A 15,617-nucleotide genomic window follows, 5' to 3' on the forward strand; every position below is an offset into this window, starting at 1 on the left:
CTATCTTCCCCCAGTTTAACAACAATGAAAAATTCGGAATGATCAATCATGAATTATGAAACCTTGATCGATTCATGATTCATCATTGCTCATTACTATCAGCTAAATTATTCCTACCTTTTGCCAGGCATTCTGCACAGCTTTTTGTTCTAGGCTGTCAATACCATAAAGTTCTCCTGCGACTTGGATAGTGATGTTAGCTGCGGTTTTAAATTGTGCTTGGTTACGCAAGCGATCGCGCAAAGCAATGTACCAAATTTTCCCTGCTTTTTCCCAAGCATAGCCTCCAATCTCCACTGCTGCTAAATAAAAAGCATAGTTGGGGATACCGGAATTTATATGCACTCCTGCATTATCTTCCCAACCAGTAAACTTATCTCGTATATGTGCTGGTTGTGGATCTTTGCCCAGTACAGGATCATCATAGGCTGTTCCTGGGGCTTTCATCGAGCGAATCCCAATACCCTTCACACCAGGCGCTAAAAGGCCTTCTCCAATAATCCAGTCGGCTTGATCGGCTGTTTGATTTTTTAGCCTTTGTTTCACTAAAGAACCAAAAACATCAGAGAATGACTCATTTAACGCCCCTGGTTCGCCATAATATTGCAAACCAGCTTCGTATTGAGTAACTCCATGTGTTAACTCATGCCCAATAATATCTATACATTTAGTGAAGCGTTGAAATAGTTCTCCGTCACCATCACCGTAAACCATTTGGTCGCCGTTCCAAAAGGCGTTGTCATATTTGACACCGTAGTGTACGGTAGAATCTAAACGCAAACCCTTATCATCAACAGAGTTGCGTTCAAACACCTCATAATACAAGTCATAAGTAGCTCCAGCAGCATCATAAGCTTCATTCACTGCTTCATCAGTACTTGGAGGATCACCCTCATGCCGTACCACAGTACCAGGAAGTTGTTGTCCATTTTTGGCATCGTAGATAGTCCGTCGCTTCTCACCAGGAGAAGGAGAGAAGAAAATATTCCCGACAACATCCCGTCGTCCGCGTAACTGCGCGGAAACATTTAGTGTATGAAACGCCCATGCACGTTGCTGAGGATTACCATTTACAGCCACATGTTCTAGCATGTGAGGTGGAACAATGCAACAAATAGGACATCTGGTATGTAGTAAATGCTGAAATCTAGAACTCGATGATTTTTTCTTACGAGCCATATCAGATATTCTCCTTAAAAAACTAAGCGATCGCCAATTTTGACATCAATGCCAATGTGCCAATAAATAGACTCATTAATGCCAATAACATAACCGCTGTCTATACTTTTGAGTAGCTTTTCTACTAGTTCCTTTCAGATATGTCTGTTCAGCATATATAGTACGAAGCAAAAAAGCTTAAACCCCGTCATTTCAGCCCTAGTGTTTGCACCAATCAAAACTCTTCACAGAACTAGCAAGGCTAAATAATGGTTCCTTTTAAGAAAAATTATGCTCTTTTTTAAATGTCTTTTACAGGATATTTCCTAAATATTTTATTAAGCTTTTTTTGCCTAAACAGAAATTTTTACAGTTTGTTAAACTGGCAATTATCATATTGCAAATAAAGTTTAAATTTAAATTTCTGATTTCAATCAATAGCTAAGATATATGTACGAAATAAATGATCTATCGTCGGTAAATAGAACTAACTGGAGATATTTTATAACTAATTGTTAAGTAAGAGGAACGGAAAGGTTTATATTAATTTACCTCAGAATTTTGTTATTTGTTATTTATGCCGACCTGTACTACCAGTATTTTTCGAGTTACTAATCACTAAAAATTACTAAACCAAATTCTTCCCCAGTCGGACGAAAACCTAAGCCTTGGTATGCTGCTTGGGCTGGGTGGTTTTCTTGATTAGTAAATAATATGGCACGTTCAACACCATGCGATCGCGCTTCTAATAATGAGCCAGCTACGACACATTTAGCATAACCTTTACCCCTAAGTGGTGGCGGTGTCCAGACACCACCAATCTGCACAATTTCTGGCAACCAAGCGTTGAAGGTAGTATAAGCTATGGGAGTATCTTTTAGTACCAATACCCAATGTCTAGCTCTAGCTTGGCGTGCTTCTAGCTCACGGCGACAATTTAAGATTAAATTATGAGTGTTAGCTTGTCCTAATGCTTCCACATTAAATTCAGCACACCACTGGCTGAGTAAATCGAACTCTTCAGGATAAGGTAATCGACATTCCACTTCGCCCAATAAAGCTGGAGGTACTTGTAAGTTTGGCAATGCTAAAGAAAACAATATCTCGCTTTCATCAAGCTGAGTTGGTCGCGCTACAAGTTCCAACACTTGCTTAGTAGCCTCAACTTGTTCTGCTGGGCCTGCAATTCCCGAAATCGGACGATGGGACTGCGCTACCGTTGCTTGTACCACTTCTGCCAAATGCACTGGTGCTTGAACTATAAGCATCCCATTCCAATAATGGGCGGCCACTGCAACTATAGCCGCATCAGCGATCGCCGCTATGTATGTTCCTTGAAACCTTGCACCTTGGTCAAGTAGTCCAGCTTCGCGCCAATTTGATCGCAGAAACATGGACGTGTCAGCGTGTTGCAATAGAAAATTTTCTAGCCATGCTTCATCACCAGATTGCAAGGTTTTTAAGGTATACACAAAAAACTCCGTTGCTTGAATTAGACATTCACTGATGAGCATTATTTCAGATAAATCAACAAATTCAATCCGGGAATTGTGCGCGAAAGTGTCCACAAAATTAGGGTAATATACAGTACACCTAAGCTCCATTGATACCAAGCAAGGGTAGCAATTATCCCTGGTAAATGTTGGTCGCGCAGACGAATATCATTAAATCCTAATCTCACTAAATTGTTGAGACTAAAGTCATAATAATTCAACCAATTCCAGCGGCGATCGCTCAACAATGGCATATATCTTTCCCGAAATGTGGCATTCCTAGGTATCACTGGTAAGCGTCCAATCAATAATCTTAATTGTCGGAAAGTTCCATCCTCTGTGAAGTAAGAAAAATCCATTAAATCGTGATAGCGTCCTTGTTGATATAGTTGGATGATTAAAGTGATTGGTACAGGGATAATAATTATCAATAAACATCCCAGCGTTAACCAAGGCTGTTCAGCATTGCGAAAAATAGCTAATAAACTCAAAAATTCTAAACAGCTAAAACCTATTAATATAGAGACAGTTTCATAGTAGGTGGGAATAATTGGTACAGGATGGAGACGACGGTAACGATCTATTAGCCAAAATAGTAAACCAAAATAAGCGATCGCCACACCACCGACACCAAAGGCTAACCAAAAATTTGTGCCATAACCACTTAATAACAGCAATAGAGTTAAAGCGAACAAACTCCAAGCTTGTAATATCCATCCGCCAAAACCTAGTGGCTCAGCAAAACTCAGGTGATTATTGAGTTTATTATATGTTTCTAAATCAATATCTGCTAAAGTTAATAACTCAGTACTATAACGAAACATTCTGATAGTCCGACGGTTAATGATTGCGTCTGCTTGTGTTGCTGAAAAACCCAAGTTAATCAAACGATTTATCGAAGCACTATTAATATTTGTTCTCAGCAAACTTTGACTTAACTCAATTAACCTGAGACGCTGTTTGGTATATTCTATTTGGTTAGCATCAGCAATTTGTTGTTGTTGACGAAAATTTTGTCCTAAATTCCGCAAAATATTTTGATTACCTTGTAAACTAGTTACACAAAACATTTTGCCAATTTGACCAAGATTACCTAAAATTTTGGCTTGGTTAGAGTTAAAACTTAACCCAGATACATTTAAAAAAGCATTTTTAGCGAACCTCGCATCACTAAAGTCTGCTAAATTCAGAATACTCGCACCGTGCAGATTTATAGGCTGATTAAATTGAGCTTCCCGAAAACTCACAGCTTGTTCAAAAGTTGCTTCTGTCAACAACAAAAACTGATTAAAATTTGCCTTGGTAAATTGAACTTGATTAGCAAAGCGTACATCAGAAAAATTAATATTACCTTGCCATTGTACTTTGTTAAATTTAGCTAACTGCTTAAACAACCCTTGGTTAAAGTTAGCCACTTCTGCAAAAAAACTACCATGAAAATCAGCAAGTTCTTGAAATTGAACTTGTTTAAAATTAGCTTTATCAAAAAAAATACTCCCTTGAAAATTACTAGCTTGCCGGAAATTAGCATTCATAAAGCTAACCACACGGCTAAATCTAGCTTCACTCCAATTTATTGGTTGCAAGAACGTCGCATTTTGAGCATCTACAGACTGGAGAAAAAAAGTATTGAGGAACTGCACTTGCCCATTAAAGCGAGTATTTGTCAGAGTTAAAGTCCCACGAAAAACATTAATTTCACCAGAAGTATTTGCATCAGTTGCCAAAAGTGAGCGACAATCTTTAGAGTTAGGTAAAGCGTAGACGTGAAGCGGCTTGTCGTTAGACATCGCTAGTGATTGTAAACAAACTAGACGTAAACTTTCTAGTTGTGCTTGTTCTGTAGCGGTGAAAATTGGTGCGATCGCTTGAGCATATAAAGGTGTGCGTAAACCCAAATCACTCCCAATGAAATCACCCTGAATCACAGAATAGCTGAGGTCTAAACCCAAAGGTTTCGCACCAGCTTTTTGTAATTCTTTCCGCAATAACTGATAAAAAGCATCACGAAAACTGCCATTCTCTGGACGCAAATCAATCACCATCTCTCGCAAATCCACAGTTAAATTACCTTCGCGGAGTATGGGTTTGCTTAATCTTTCTTGTAATATTTCCAGAGTTAGGGGTGTACGTTCTAATTGAGTCTGTGTAGCTACAGCAGAAGAAGGTAATAAAAAACTCAACAATAAAACGCAGAGGAACACAAAGGCGAAATTCTCCGCGAACCTCCGCGCTTCCCTCAGCGTAACTTGGCGTTGAAAAAATAATTTAGTCAATCATTCATCACTAATCAGCAGGACAATTTTACCTGCGATCGCGCCAGTTTCAATTAATTCATGAGCTTTTGCTGCATCTTGTAACGGAAACTGATGATTCACTTGAATTTTCAACTTCCCTTGTTCCATCCAACTCCCGCACTGTTCTAAAATTTCTGCTTGATGTTGCAGACTTTCATCCATTCCCAATAACATCGGTGTCAACATTAACTCCAAGCCAATGCGGAGATTCCGATTCCTCGCAATTTTCCACACAGTATTCGCATCAGGTTCCAGAATCGACACAATATCGCCATACACCCGCACTGCTGGAAAGGTTTTTTGAAAAGTTTCTCCGCCAACAGTATCAAAAGCTAAATCTACTCCTTCTCCATTAGTCCAATCTAAAGTTGCTTGGGCGAAGTCTGTTTGTTTGTAAAAAATTGGATAATCTGCGCCAAGTTGTTGAACAAACTGCGCTTTTTCCTGAGAACTCACTGTTGTAGCAACAGTAGCATTTTTAAGTTTAGCTAATTGAATTGCAACATGGCCGACACCACCAGCACCAGCATGAATTAACACCTTTTCTCCTGGTTCCAATCTTCCCCGTTCGTATAAAGCTTCCCAAGCAGTAATTAATACTAACGGTGCTGCGGCCGCTTCGGTAAAAGACACAGAAGCAGGTTTACGCGCCACAAATCGTTCATCCACAACCGTATATTCTGCATAATTACCTTGGTGTTCGCCTAAGCCACCATAGCAAAAATATACTGCGTCTCCCGGACGAAACCGCTGTACACCAGCACCGACAGCTTCAACAATACCTGCACCATCACATCCTAAAATTGCCGGCATTTTATCAGGGTAAAAGGTACCGCGTTTGCGAAGTTTCGTATCAATCGGGTTAATCCCAGCCGCTACCAACCGGACTAAAAGTTGCGTATTATCCAAAGGAATACTTGGGGTTAGTACTTCCTTTAATTGCAGTACTTCGGGACTACCAGCTGCTGTCATTAAGACTGCTTTCACAACGCTTTCCTCCTGGCTAATGTTAGATGCTTGTTCTTTTGCAACTTTACCAGTATTGCTATGTGTTGGGGTTGTGGAAGTTTGATTGACTTATCCTAATCATCACTTAAATTTAATTATGAAGCCATAAGATCCCCGACTTCTTTCAGAAGTCGGGGATCTCGCTATTTGAAATATTTGCCCTACTAACATTCCTCATAGCATTCAGTTTCCAAACTTCTAATTCTGGTAACTTCCATCGGATTTTATTTAATTGCTGGTCATGAGAGTAAGATTCCAGAAAATTTTGCCATGATAATATAGCTCCTGGTGTATCTCCCTGCGCTTCTTGGAATTGTGCTAATAAAGCATAAGCAGGCGCATAATCAATTTCTAATTCCAGAGATATAAGTAAATGTTGCTTTGCTTGTGGGTAAGAATTTTGCTGAAAATATGCCCAACCAAGATTTTTATGTAATGCCGCTTTGACAGTGTTATCTTTTACCCTAGATAAAGTTGGCTCAATTAACTCTATCGCTGCCGCATAATTTCCTTGGAGAATTTCTAACCGCGCTAAATTATTAATCGCCGCATCAGCCACCCGGTTTTGATATTGCATAGCAATTTTATAATGCTCACAAGCCTCAATCCAACTATCTAATCTTTCATAAGTTGCACCCAAGTTATAGTGAGCCGAACCAAAATCTGGTTTCAATTCCACAGCAATTTTTAGATAAGATAACGCTTTATGAAAATCACTATTTAAGTAATTTTCATAGCCAATTTTATTCAGAGCTTTAGGCATTTGTTTTTTCTCCTGTTCATTGAAATTAAAGCGCAGAATAAATTTGCTAAATTCCTCATTTATAGGTTGATGTGTTGACAGCAATTGCAAAATAAATTCAGTCACATTAGCATCATCAGCCTCTTCAAGTTCAGCTATGCTGACTTGATGTGTCAGTTGAGGTTGATGTTCACCGAGTAAGTCGGGTTTGTATTTAGCCACGAGTGTCACTAAGTCAGAGCGTTTGTAGCGACGGCTATCAGAATGTTCACTATTTAGCCTAAACTCCCGACATATTCTCTCAATAAATTTTCTGACACTAGCCTCACCAATATTCATCGCCACTGCTATCTCTGCATCCGTCTCGCCAGCTAGTATCCTTTGCAATACTTCTTTCCGTCGGCTTGTCAGTTTTTCAAATATCACCTCAAACTCTTGTTGATTCATATTTTGCTGTTACTAGCCTCATATTCTACTCACACTTGTGACTATGTTAATAGAAGTTAATGCTGATCATCCTCTGTAATTAGACAGATGTAAATAGTACTAGTGTTTAGAATGCTTATTAAGTAACGCTTTGAGCTTTTATTTCTCTAAATTGGCTCATAATAACTAGTTTAAAGTTGTTTGATTTTAATTAAAAGTATTTATACGTATTTATATTTATATTGAGTTGTATGAAAATTTCAACTTATGATTGACAGCTATACGCTGCCAATGTCACGCTTGTGATTAATATTTTGAGTCACAAGCTTATTATCTCTATTCCAATCCAAGGTGACAACTTCGTATTATTATGAAATTTAATTGCCTGAAAAAGCTCTTGAGTGTTGCAACTTTAAGTGTGTCAGTCAGTGCTATCCTTCTGACATCCACATCTACATCAGTTTTTTCCCAAAGTAAAAGTAAATCTAGTTTCTTTTCCTTCAAATCATATAACGCTCCCAATCGTTATATTCGGCATAAAAATTTCTTGGGCTATTTAGAACCAATCAACAATGACCTGGGAAGAAAAGACGCAACCTATAAACTTGTTCCAGGATTAGCAAATAGTCAATGCAAGTCATTTGAATCTGTAAACTTTCCCGGTCATTTTTTGAGACACGAAAATTTAAGGCTGAAGTTGGCAAGAAGAACTAATCAGCAACTTTTTAAGGAAGATGCTACTTTTTGTATTGTGAATGGACTCTTTGGTAACAATACTTCTACTGTTTCATTTGAATCATTCAACTTACCCGGACACTATATACGACACAAGAACTTTGAGTTATGGGTAGAAGCAGCAGATGGAAGAGACATCTTCAGACAAGATGCAACGTTTTATCGCACTAACCCTCTATATCCGTAGCGAAATACTTGAAATAAACCAACTTATTAGGCGCGATCGCCATCATGAATTACCCAGAGTTTATCATGCGATCGCCCTGGTGAATCAGCCTTATTTTTTCATGCGATCGCCTTCATGAAATACATCAAAATATGTGCGATCGCTCTTAGCACTTAACTTTTTTTAGAGGCATACATAGCTCACTTGCAGAGAAAACACAAATTTAAATAATTGAAAAAAGTTAACACTAACAATGGGAAAACTAATAGGACAAACGCTAACTGTAATAATGTTTGTTTTTGGCTCTGGTACGGCAATAGTAGGTCTTACAGGGCAACAACCTCATATTATGACTGGTGGTTTAGTGATGACAGCTACATCCATAAGAATGGGCAAAGAATTTTTTGATGGCGTTTTTTAGTAATTTTTTATTAAATCAGGATTTACGCAAAATTAGGAAAAAACGAACCGCAAAGGACGCAAAGAACACGAAGTTATAAGAGTTTGAGAGAGTTATTGCGTAAGTCCTAATTAAATTAAGATTAAACAGGAGTGTAATGAGCGTTGATTTATTAATTTTATCATTAATTTGTGCGTCGTTTTTTGCTTGTGTTTCTATGCAAATTGCACAAGGAAAGGGTAGAAACTCAGCACTGTGGCTTGTACTTGGATTTCTGTTTGGAATTTTTGCAGTTATCCTTGTGGCTATTTTACCAACTGCATAAGAGTAATTTTGAAATTGTTCAGTGTAACGAAAAAGTTGCTAATTTGAAAAAAATGTTGACAAGGAAAAATACCATCATGAAAAATTTAAAATCTGTTGGCTTGCTCATTGTTTTTGGTACTTTAATCTCTAGATTTATAGGCTATCCAATTGCACTAGCCAGCGAAATCGAAAAACAAGATATTATTCTCTCTGCCAATGGTGCAGCTGGATCTGAAGATTGGGAATACAATGCTTCAAGAGGACAAGGTTGGGTTAGATATAAACTTGATTGGCAACCTGATGTTCGTATAAAGAGCGTGAGTGGCAAATGTGTTGATAACTGCAAGAATGATGCCAGAAAATTTCAATATAGACTCGCATTAGAAAAGAAAAAAATAATTCTTTATATGAAGGCAACAAATGAACTACCAGGACTCATTCGGGTTGAAGTGAGTGCTGTTATAGACTAACAAAATTAAATGCTAGTTATACTTATGCACTGCCGTTTGTTACTATAAATATACTCTTAAAAAGAGCGATATCCCTCCTGAATCTCAACTATAATTTAGGTTGATCGCTCTTTTTAAATAAGCTGAATTTTTAGTGTGATCGCCCTCCCGAATCAGCAAGGAAGGCTGAAGGTGATCGCGCTTCTAAAATAAGTCGAGTTTGTGGTGCATTGTATCTCAAAACTATCAGAAGTAAAAAGCGCAATCCAGCGAGAAGCAAAGCGCAGCAAGAACAAAATACCAGACTCAGAAATTCCCTAACTATGGATACTCACACCTACTTGCTCAAAAAGCATCATTTCTGGGTTTGGTGGACAACTAAACTTAGACTGGGGAAAAGGAGTCTACTTCTTACCAAAACATTTCCGCACAGCGATCGTGGTAATTCATCAGTTACCATATACGCTAGAAACATTATGGGTAAGACTTTTAGGACGTGGGAAAGTACAACGCCAAGCAATTGATGAACTAACTGGCCTACCAACAAATCATCCGTTCCAGAGAGTGACGCTAGAATTACTCTATAGTCTGCAACAAAACTTGAGCATCAATCAAAATATAGAAGTCGATGATCGGGAGTTAGTGATGAGATTAGCACCACTGTATCAACAAGACAGAGAACGCGCTAGACAAGAAGGTTTACAACAAGGGTTACAACAAGGAGAACAACAGCTAATTCTACGTTTGTTAAATCGGCGTTTAGGAGAAATAGATATATCTTTAATCGAGCAAATTCAAAGACTATCTATTGAAAAATTAGAACCGCTAGGGGAAGCATTGTTAGATTTTGCCACGGTGGCAGACTTAAAAGTTTGGTTAAGTCAACAGCAAGATATAACTAATCAGTAAACTATTAATGTTGATTAAGTTGGAGCGATCGCACATTCGTACTTGTGTCCTCTATCACTTGTGCCGCTTTTATCTTTTATAGAAATTGTAAACAACAAACAGCATAGTTGAATCTGGTAGATTAGCCAAAAAAAAGAGAGGTAAAACTATTTACCTCTCTTCTTTTAAAGATTGAAACCACAGGTATTAGGAATTTCACCCTTTACCCGTAACTTTTTCAATATCTGTTGGGTTTGTGAACAATGAAGCTGAGAACTTGACACTGCTTAATGTTGTCAAAACCTACAACACGGATGTAGTGTGTGGGATATTGAGAACGGCAGGATTGAACCTCAGCCAATACTTCACGAGATGTTTTAGCGCCGAATAAAGGCAACTTCCACATTGTCCAGTAAAATTCGGTGGGTTCAGAAACTTCGTTGAACTCAACACCTGGAATGTAGCCTTGGCTCAAAATGTATTGGACTTGCTTCTCAATTTGAACGTCAGAAAGAGGAGGTAAGTAAGAAAGGGTTTCGTAACGACGCTCTTTTGGTAGGGTTTGCATAGCTGGTGATAATGGGTTGCTATTTGAAAATAAGTACTTATGCTTACCTAACTGGATTAATGATCCCAGTCAGTATCGGAAGTTGTCTGCTGTTCTGATTCAGGACTGGGGTTGGATAAACTCAGATGCGTCATGCGTTCTAGATGCTGGCGGCGTTGTTCCGTATTAGCTTGCTGAATACCGCTACGAACCATTTCTGGTAAAAACTCGGCTACCTCTTCAGCTATATGTTCTCTGACAGTCATAATCCGCAAGGCTAAATCTGGCTTTTCTCGGAAAAGTTGTTTAATATAAGCTTCTCCGTCCTGAACTTTGCCAGCGGAAAAATTTTGTAACCAGAATGCTAACGGTGGATTCGTTTCGCCTAGCTGTGCCAATACAGTCATTAGCGCCTGATAAGTCAGGTAGCTTTGGAGCGTTTTGGCTGTATCCTTCGCTATTTGCTTGAGATTCATGCTTGACCCAGCCCAAATTTAAGTTAAAAGTAAAAAGTAATAAGTAAAAAGATTTTCTTTTACCTTTTAACTTTTTACCTTTTACTTGATTATCAGACGGTATCCATTGCCTCAAACTCGAACTTGATTTCTTTCCACAGTTCACAAGCTACAGCCAACTCAGGAGACCACTTAGCAGCTTCGCGGATAATGTCATTACCTTCACGCGCCAAGTTGCGACCTTCGTTACGAGCTTGGACACAAGCTTCTAAAGCTACGCGGTTAGCTGTAGCACCAGGCGCGTTACCCCAGGGGTGTCCCAGAGTACCACCACCGAATTGGAGTACGGAGTCATCACCAAAGATTTCTACTAGTGCGGGCATGTGCCAAATGTGGATACCACCAGAAGCAACTGCCATTACACCAGGTAGAGAAGCCCAGTCTTGGGTAAAGTAAATACCGCGAGACTTGTCTTGCTCAACGTAGTTTTCACGCAATAGGTCAACGAAGCCCATTGTGATACCGCGTTCACCTTCCAATTTACCTACTACGGTACCAGTGTGGATGTGATCACCACCAGATAAACGTAGGGCTTTAGCTAATACACGGAAGTGGATACCGTGGTTCTTTTGACGGTCAATTACTGCGTGCATCGCGCGGTGGATGTGCAGTAGAACGCCGTTGTCACGACACCAACGAGCCAAGGTGGTGTTAGCTGTGAAACCTGCTGTCAGGTAGTCGTGCATGATGATGGGCTGTTTGAGTTCTTTCGCGTACTCAGCCCGCTTCAGCATTTCTTCGCAAGTAGGAGCGGTCACGTTCAGGTAGTGACCTTTGATTTCGCCTGTTTCTGCTTGCGCTTTGGTGATTGCGTCAGCTACAAACAAGAAGCGATCGCGCCATCTTTGGAATGGTGCGGAGTTGATGTTTTCGTCGTCTTTGGTGAAGTCCAAACCACCGCGCAAACATTCGTATACAGCACGTCCGTAGTTTTTAGCAGACAGACCTAATTTTGGTTTGATTGTACAACCCAACAGAGGACGACCATATTTATTTAATTTGTCACGCTCAACTTGGATACCGTGAGGAGGCCCTTGGAAGGTCTTGATGTAAGCAACAGGAAAGCGAAGGTCTTCCAAACGCAATGCCCGCAAAGCTTTAAAACCAAATACGTTACCTACAATTGAGGTTAAAACGTTGGTGATGGAGCCTTCTTCAAACAGATCCAGAGGATAGGCAATGTAAGCAATAAATTGGTTGTCTTCGCCAGGAACTGGTTCGATATCGTAACAACGACCTTTGTAACGATCTAGGTCGGTTAACAAGTCTGTCCATACGGTCGTCCAAGTACCAGTAGAAGACTCAGCCGCTACAGCCGCAGCCGCTTCCTCAAAGGGAACTCCGGGCTGGGGTGTAACACGGAACGCCGCCAGAAGATCTGTATCTTTAGGTGTGTAATCAGGTGTGTAATAAGTTAGTCTGTAATCTTGAACCCCGGCTTTATACCCAGATTTTGCCTGAGTCTTCGTTTGAGCGTAAGACATATCTATCCTTCCAAGATGTCACTCTTTTTACTTATCAAATCACGTTTTGTACAACTTCCTCTTACCATTTTTCTTGCCCTCATCAGCAGAGGAGAAGATTAGGCACATTTTTTTAGAGGTCGTCTTCGCCAAAGAGCCGCAGTTTTACTTTGATTAACACTTGACTTTTCACCAGTGTTATGTATAACCAGGAATTCATGTCCTAGCGTTTGCGCCCTTGTTTGATGAAAAAATTTCTTTTATTTATTCCTCTTGACTCGCTAAACTTTCTCAGCCTCACTAAAAACTCTCTACTTTGCGGAAAGTATGAGATTATTCTCTTTGATATTCGGTTATTCCAGGAAACGAGCTTTCTAGCTGACATTTCCGCATCCGCACTCTTGCTGTGTTCTCAATTTATAGAAAACAGACCAGGAGAGAATTTTGCTGGATGGTGTTTAGTCGAGTAGTGAGCGAAAGACAATATTGCACACAACGTAATTTGTAACTTGTCTCACAATATATCAATAAATTGCATAAGTTATTCTTTGAAAATTTTTAACTTATATATTTAAATTTGTTATTACATAAAGATTTAAACATTTTGTTACAACTAATTTACAAAAGTCATCTTTAATTGTATGGGAATGTAACTTTGTTCGTTTGTGATTTGTTTTTGTTTATTCTTACCCTACACACTTTCACCCCTGCCCCCTGACTGCTGGAGAGGAATTTGAACCACAAACTCTGTTCCTTTGCTTGGTATCGAAACAAAATCTAACTTACCGTGATGTTTTTCGGTAATGATTTGATAGCTGATAGCCATTCCCATACCTGTTCCCTTTCCGACAGGTTTTGTGGTAAAAAACGGGTTAAAAACTTGTGTCTGAATGGCTTCTGGAATTCCAGCCCCGTTATCAGCGATCGCAATTTTCACCCACTGCGAATCAACAACACAAGTACGAATTGTGATGCGACTCGGATTTTCGTGAATTTCTTGAGCAGTCCGTTGAGCATTGAATTCTTCGAGCGCATCAAAAGCATTTGCCAGAATATTAAAAAACACTTGATTAAGCTCTCCGGCGTAGCATTCAACAGGAGATAAATCGCCGTATACCTTGATGACTTGAATTTCCGGGCTTTGATCACTATATTTGAGACGGTGTTGCAAAATCATCAAAGTATTGTCAATGCCTTCATGAATATCCACCGCTTTGAACTCACTTTCATCCAACCGCGAAAAGTTACGTAGTGACAACACAATATCTCGGATGCGTTCTGTCCCGATTTTCATCGACTTCAGCACCATAATCATGTCTTTTTCGAGAAACTCTACATCAATGATTTCGCGTTCAGTTTGAATTTCAACGGGTGGTTTGGGGAAGTAATGGTGATAAAGGTGAACCAGACGCAACAAGTCATCGGTATATTCTTGAATATGGCTGAGGTTGCCATAAATAAAGCTAACAGGATTATTAATTTCGTGTGCAATACCCGCCACCATTTGACCTAAAGCAGACATCTTTTCGCCTTGAATCATCTGGGCTTGCATTTTATGTAAACTATCTAAGGTATTTTCTAGCTCTTGGCTTCTTTGCTGTAATTTAGTTTGGGAACTTTCTAATTCACAAATAACTTTTTTAAGTAAAAATTCCTTAGTAGCAATGTCAGATTCTAGTTGGCGACGTTCATTTTCGCAGCGTTCTAGCTTTTTTTGCAAGATCCGATTTATTTTAGCCAAATCTTGAATTTGTATGGAATTGTCTTGATTATCCATACATCACTTATTTTGTTCCCATAAGCAGTGTTACAAAAGTTTTGTTGTGAAATTGGGTTTGACCTTTGTTAATCAAAGGAGCAATTTCACCGTAAGCATAAAAACCACAGCAAGGCAATGCTGGTGGTAAATAAGTTTTGACTAGCTGATACTCTTGTTTAGCAAAAGTGCCTAAAATCCGCCGCCGGGCTGCACAGGAAATTAGCAAGGCTGCTTTTGGTTCTATTCCAGGATAATCGGTGAGAGCATTCTTTAAAGATGCCTCAGAAGCGAACAGAATATCGTTACGACTTGCATCAGTAATTTGAACAACTGCTTGTTCGGGAATATCAGAAAAGAAAGTCACACTACCAGATTGCTGATTGTAGCCATTGGGCGCACGCATGTAAAAATGTTCTTGATCTTCAAAAACTGCCAGGGCGTGAATTGCATAATTGGCGGCAAATTGTTCTTCTCCAAGATAGTGCTGATAGAAATCTAAAGCACGCTGGCCATCAATTTCATAGACGATATTGCCATCTACTTTTGTGACACGACTACGTTGACTGATAGGATGCCAACCACTAGCCACGCCGTGAGAAAATAATAGTCCTCCAGAAAACAGCAGCACTGGGACTGAATCACTTAAAACTTCACCCTGAAAGAATTGGTAAGTTTTTTCAAAGGTATAATCATCGGCGGCCATTCCTCCAATGATGGGAATATTTGCTCCCAAACTTTGTTTTAAACCTGCTAAAATCAACACCCCATTGCTAGTTAAACTATCGGGAAAAGTCAAGCATAATTGGGGTACAGATGTACTTTTTGCCATTGCTTGGGCGATCGCATTTTCGGCTGCCAAGGCTGGATTTTTCGATGCTTCTCGTCCAACACCTGCTTTAATTTCCACTTCGTCTGTCGCAAACAGCATTAAAGTTAATGAGTCTTGTTGAAACTCCAGAATTGAGGATATTTCGCCGTTTGTTGTGCCACCAATTAACTCAATTTCGGGGAAAGTATCTTGGATGTATTGCAAAATTAACGCATGGTCAAAGTCAATAGCTGTAAATAAAATTCCAGCTTGAGGAATTAACCCACTCAGAGAAGATTGACATTTTTGCAGCACTTCTGCGATCGCATTTTGCGAATCAGGATCGTCACTATGACCTACAACAACTTGAAACACGATTACCTCATTGTAAGTTTAAATATCTAGTGTGTTAATCCAATTCGGATATCAGCACTCTACAACCTACGATTAGATTTCC

15 protein-coding genes and 1 pseudogene are annotated in these 15,617 nt (G+C 39.4%); 6 read left to right on the forward strand and 10 right to left on the reverse strand.

Features of this window, described 5'->3' with window-relative positions; all coding sequences use genetic code 11:
* Positions 1 to 102: 102 nt before the first annotated feature.
* The 5 genes from NOS7107_RS09100 to NOS7107_RS09120 form a co-directional block, all read right to left on the reverse strand.
* Positions 103 to 1,179 carry a M4 family metallopeptidase gene (locus NOS7107_RS09100; protein WP_015112684.1) on the reverse strand — a complete coding sequence of 359 codons (1,077 nt, stop codon included), beginning with the start codon at positions 1,177 to 1,179 and terminating at the stop codon, positions 103 to 105.
* A 590-nt stretch (positions 1,180 to 1,769) separates the two neighbouring features.
* Complete coding sequence (locus tag NOS7107_RS09105; protein WP_157374001.1) at positions 1,770 to 2,630, reverse strand: GNAT family N-acetyltransferase; 861 nt, start codon at positions 2,628 to 2,630, stop codon at positions 1,770 to 1,772.
* A gap of 41 nt (positions 2,631 to 2,671) precedes the next feature.
* Positions 2,672 to 4,927 carry a pentapeptide repeat-containing protein gene (locus NOS7107_RS09110; RefSeq protein ID WP_044499863.1) on the reverse strand — a complete coding sequence of 752 codons (2,256 nt, stop codon included), beginning with the start codon at positions 4,925 to 4,927 and terminating at the stop codon, positions 2,672 to 2,674.
* Positions 4,928 to 5,935: a zinc-dependent alcohol dehydrogenase family protein gene (locus tag NOS7107_RS09115; protein ID WP_015112687.1), complete on the reverse strand. Its 1,008-nt coding sequence runs from the start codon at positions 5,933 to 5,935 to the stop codon at positions 4,928 to 4,930.
* A 145-nt stretch (positions 5,936 to 6,080) separates the two neighbouring features.
* Positions 6,081 to 7,145, reverse strand: coding sequence for a tetratricopeptide repeat protein (locus tag NOS7107_RS09120; protein WP_015112688.1), 1,065 nt, complete (start codon positions 7,143 to 7,145; stop codon positions 6,081 to 6,083).
* A gap of 349 nt (positions 7,146 to 7,494) precedes the next feature.
* On the opposite strand from NOS7107_RS09120, the gene NOS7107_RS09125 reads away from it, so the two are divergent.
* From NOS7107_RS09125 to NOS7107_RS09135, 6 genes and pseudogenes are all read left to right on the forward strand, one after another.
* On the forward strand, positions 7,495 to 8,046 hold the full coding sequence (locus NOS7107_RS09125; protein WP_015112689.1) for an AbfB domain-containing protein: 552 nt from the start codon (positions 7,495 to 7,497) through the stop codon (positions 8,044 to 8,046).
* Positions 7,985 to 8,164 (forward strand): hypothetical protein, encoded by a 180-nt coding sequence (locus NOS7107_RS28515; RefSeq protein ID WP_172641448.1) that lies wholly within the window; start codon positions 7,985 to 7,987, stop codon positions 8,162 to 8,164. The genes NOS7107_RS09125 and NOS7107_RS28515 overlap by 62 nt, the downstream gene beginning before the upstream one ends.
* A 114-nt stretch (positions 8,165 to 8,278) precedes the next feature.
* Positions 8,279 to 8,446 (forward strand): hypothetical protein, encoded by a 168-nt coding sequence (locus NOS7107_RS28520; protein WP_015112690.1) that lies wholly within the window; start codon positions 8,279 to 8,281, stop codon positions 8,444 to 8,446.
* 136 nt (positions 8,447 to 8,582) lie between these two features.
* Positions 8,583 to 8,750, forward strand: coding sequence for a hypothetical protein (locus NOS7107_RS28525; protein WP_015112691.1), 168 nt, complete (start codon positions 8,583 to 8,585; stop codon positions 8,748 to 8,750).
* Between the two features lie 76 nt (positions 8,751 to 8,826).
* A complete protein-coding gene (locus NOS7107_RS09130; RefSeq protein ID WP_015112692.1) occupies positions 8,827 to 9,201 on the forward strand; it encodes a hypothetical protein in 375 nt (124 codons plus the stop codon).
* A 210-nt stretch (positions 9,202 to 9,411) separates the two neighbouring features.
* Positions 9,412 to 10,089, forward strand: a pseudogene (locus NOS7107_RS09135) (DUF4351 domain-containing protein); the annotation flags it as partial.
* Positions 10,090 to 10,306: 217 nt separating this feature from the next.
* Here NOS7107_RS09135 and NOS7107_RS09140 read toward each other — a convergent pair.
* The 5 genes from NOS7107_RS09140 to NOS7107_RS09165 all read right to left on the reverse strand — a co-directional run bounded on the left by NOS7107_RS09140 (position 10,307) and on the right by NOS7107_RS09165 (position 15,535).
* On the reverse strand, positions 10,307 to 10,636 hold the full coding sequence (locus tag NOS7107_RS09140; RefSeq protein ID WP_015112693.1) for a ribulose bisphosphate carboxylase small subunit: 330 nt from the start codon (positions 10,634 to 10,636) through the stop codon (positions 10,307 to 10,309).
* A 56-nt stretch (positions 10,637 to 10,692) separates the two neighbouring features.
* Complete coding sequence (locus NOS7107_RS09145; RefSeq protein ID WP_015112694.1) at positions 10,693 to 11,091, reverse strand: chaperonin family protein RbcX; 399 nt, start codon at positions 11,089 to 11,091, stop codon at positions 10,693 to 10,695.
* Positions 11,092 to 11,183: 92 nt separating this feature from the next.
* A complete protein-coding gene (locus NOS7107_RS09150) occupies positions 11,184 to 12,614 on the reverse strand; it encodes a form I ribulose bisphosphate carboxylase large subunit (RefSeq protein WP_015112695.1) in 1,431 nt (476 codons plus the stop codon).
* 670 nt (positions 12,615 to 13,284) lie between these two features.
* Positions 13,285 to 14,370, reverse strand: a complete 1,086-nt coding sequence (locus NOS7107_RS09160) for a sensor histidine kinase (RefSeq protein ID WP_015112696.1) — start codon at positions 14,368 to 14,370, stop codon at positions 13,285 to 13,287.
* A 7-nt stretch (positions 14,371 to 14,377) separates the two neighbouring features.
* The gene (locus NOS7107_RS09165; protein ID WP_015112697.1) at positions 14,378 to 15,535 is read right to left on the reverse strand and encodes an FIST signal transduction protein; all 1,158 of its coding nucleotides are present in this window, start codon (positions 15,533 to 15,535) and stop codon (positions 14,378 to 14,380) included.
* Between the last annotated feature and the right edge of the window lie 82 nt (positions 15,536 to 15,617).

It is taken from the genome of Nostoc sp. PCC 7107 (assembly GCF_000316625.1).
Taxonomy (GTDB): domain Bacteria; phylum Cyanobacteriota; class Cyanobacteriia; order Cyanobacteriales; family Nostocaceae; genus Nostoc_B.

Coding starts and splice junctions, on each gene's coding strand:
- NOS7107_RS09100 (WP_015112684.1), bottom strand. CDS start 1,179: ATGGCTCGTAAGAAAAAATCATCGAGTTCTAGATTTCAGCATTTACTA.
- NOS7107_RS09120 (WP_015112688.1), bottom strand. CDS start 7,145: ATGAATCAACAAGAGTTTGAGGTGATATTTGAAAAACTGACAAGCCGA.
- NOS7107_RS09125 (WP_015112689.1), top strand. CDS start 7,495: ATGAAATTTAATTGCCTGAAAAAGCTCTTGAGTGTTGCAACTTTAAGT.
- NOS7107_RS28515 (WP_172641448.1), top strand. CDS start 7,985: ATGGAAGAGACATCTTCAGACAAGATGCAACGTTTTATCGCACTAACC.
- NOS7107_RS28520 (WP_015112690.1), top strand. CDS start 8,279: ATGGGAAAACTAATAGGACAAACGCTAACTGTAATAATGTTTGTTTTT.
- NOS7107_RS28525 (WP_015112691.1), top strand. CDS start 8,583: ATGAGCGTTGATTTATTAATTTTATCATTAATTTGTGCGTCGTTTTTT.
- NOS7107_RS09130 (WP_015112692.1), top strand. CDS start 8,827: ATGAAAAATTTAAAATCTGTTGGCTTGCTCATTGTTTTTGGTACTTTA.
- NOS7107_RS09140 (WP_015112693.1), bottom strand. CDS start 10,636: ATGCAAACCCTACCAAAAGAGCGTCGTTACGAAACCCTTTCTTACTTA.
- NOS7107_RS09145 (WP_015112694.1), bottom strand. CDS start 11,091: ATGAATCTCAAGCAAATAGCGAAGGATACAGCCAAAACGCTCCAAAGC.
- NOS7107_RS09150 (WP_015112695.1), bottom strand. CDS start 12,614: ATGTCTTACGCTCAAACGAAGACTCAGGCAAAATCTGGGTATAAAGCC.
- NOS7107_RS09160 (WP_015112696.1), bottom strand. CDS start 14,370: ATGGATAATCAAGACAATTCCATACAAATTCAAGATTTGGCTAAAATA.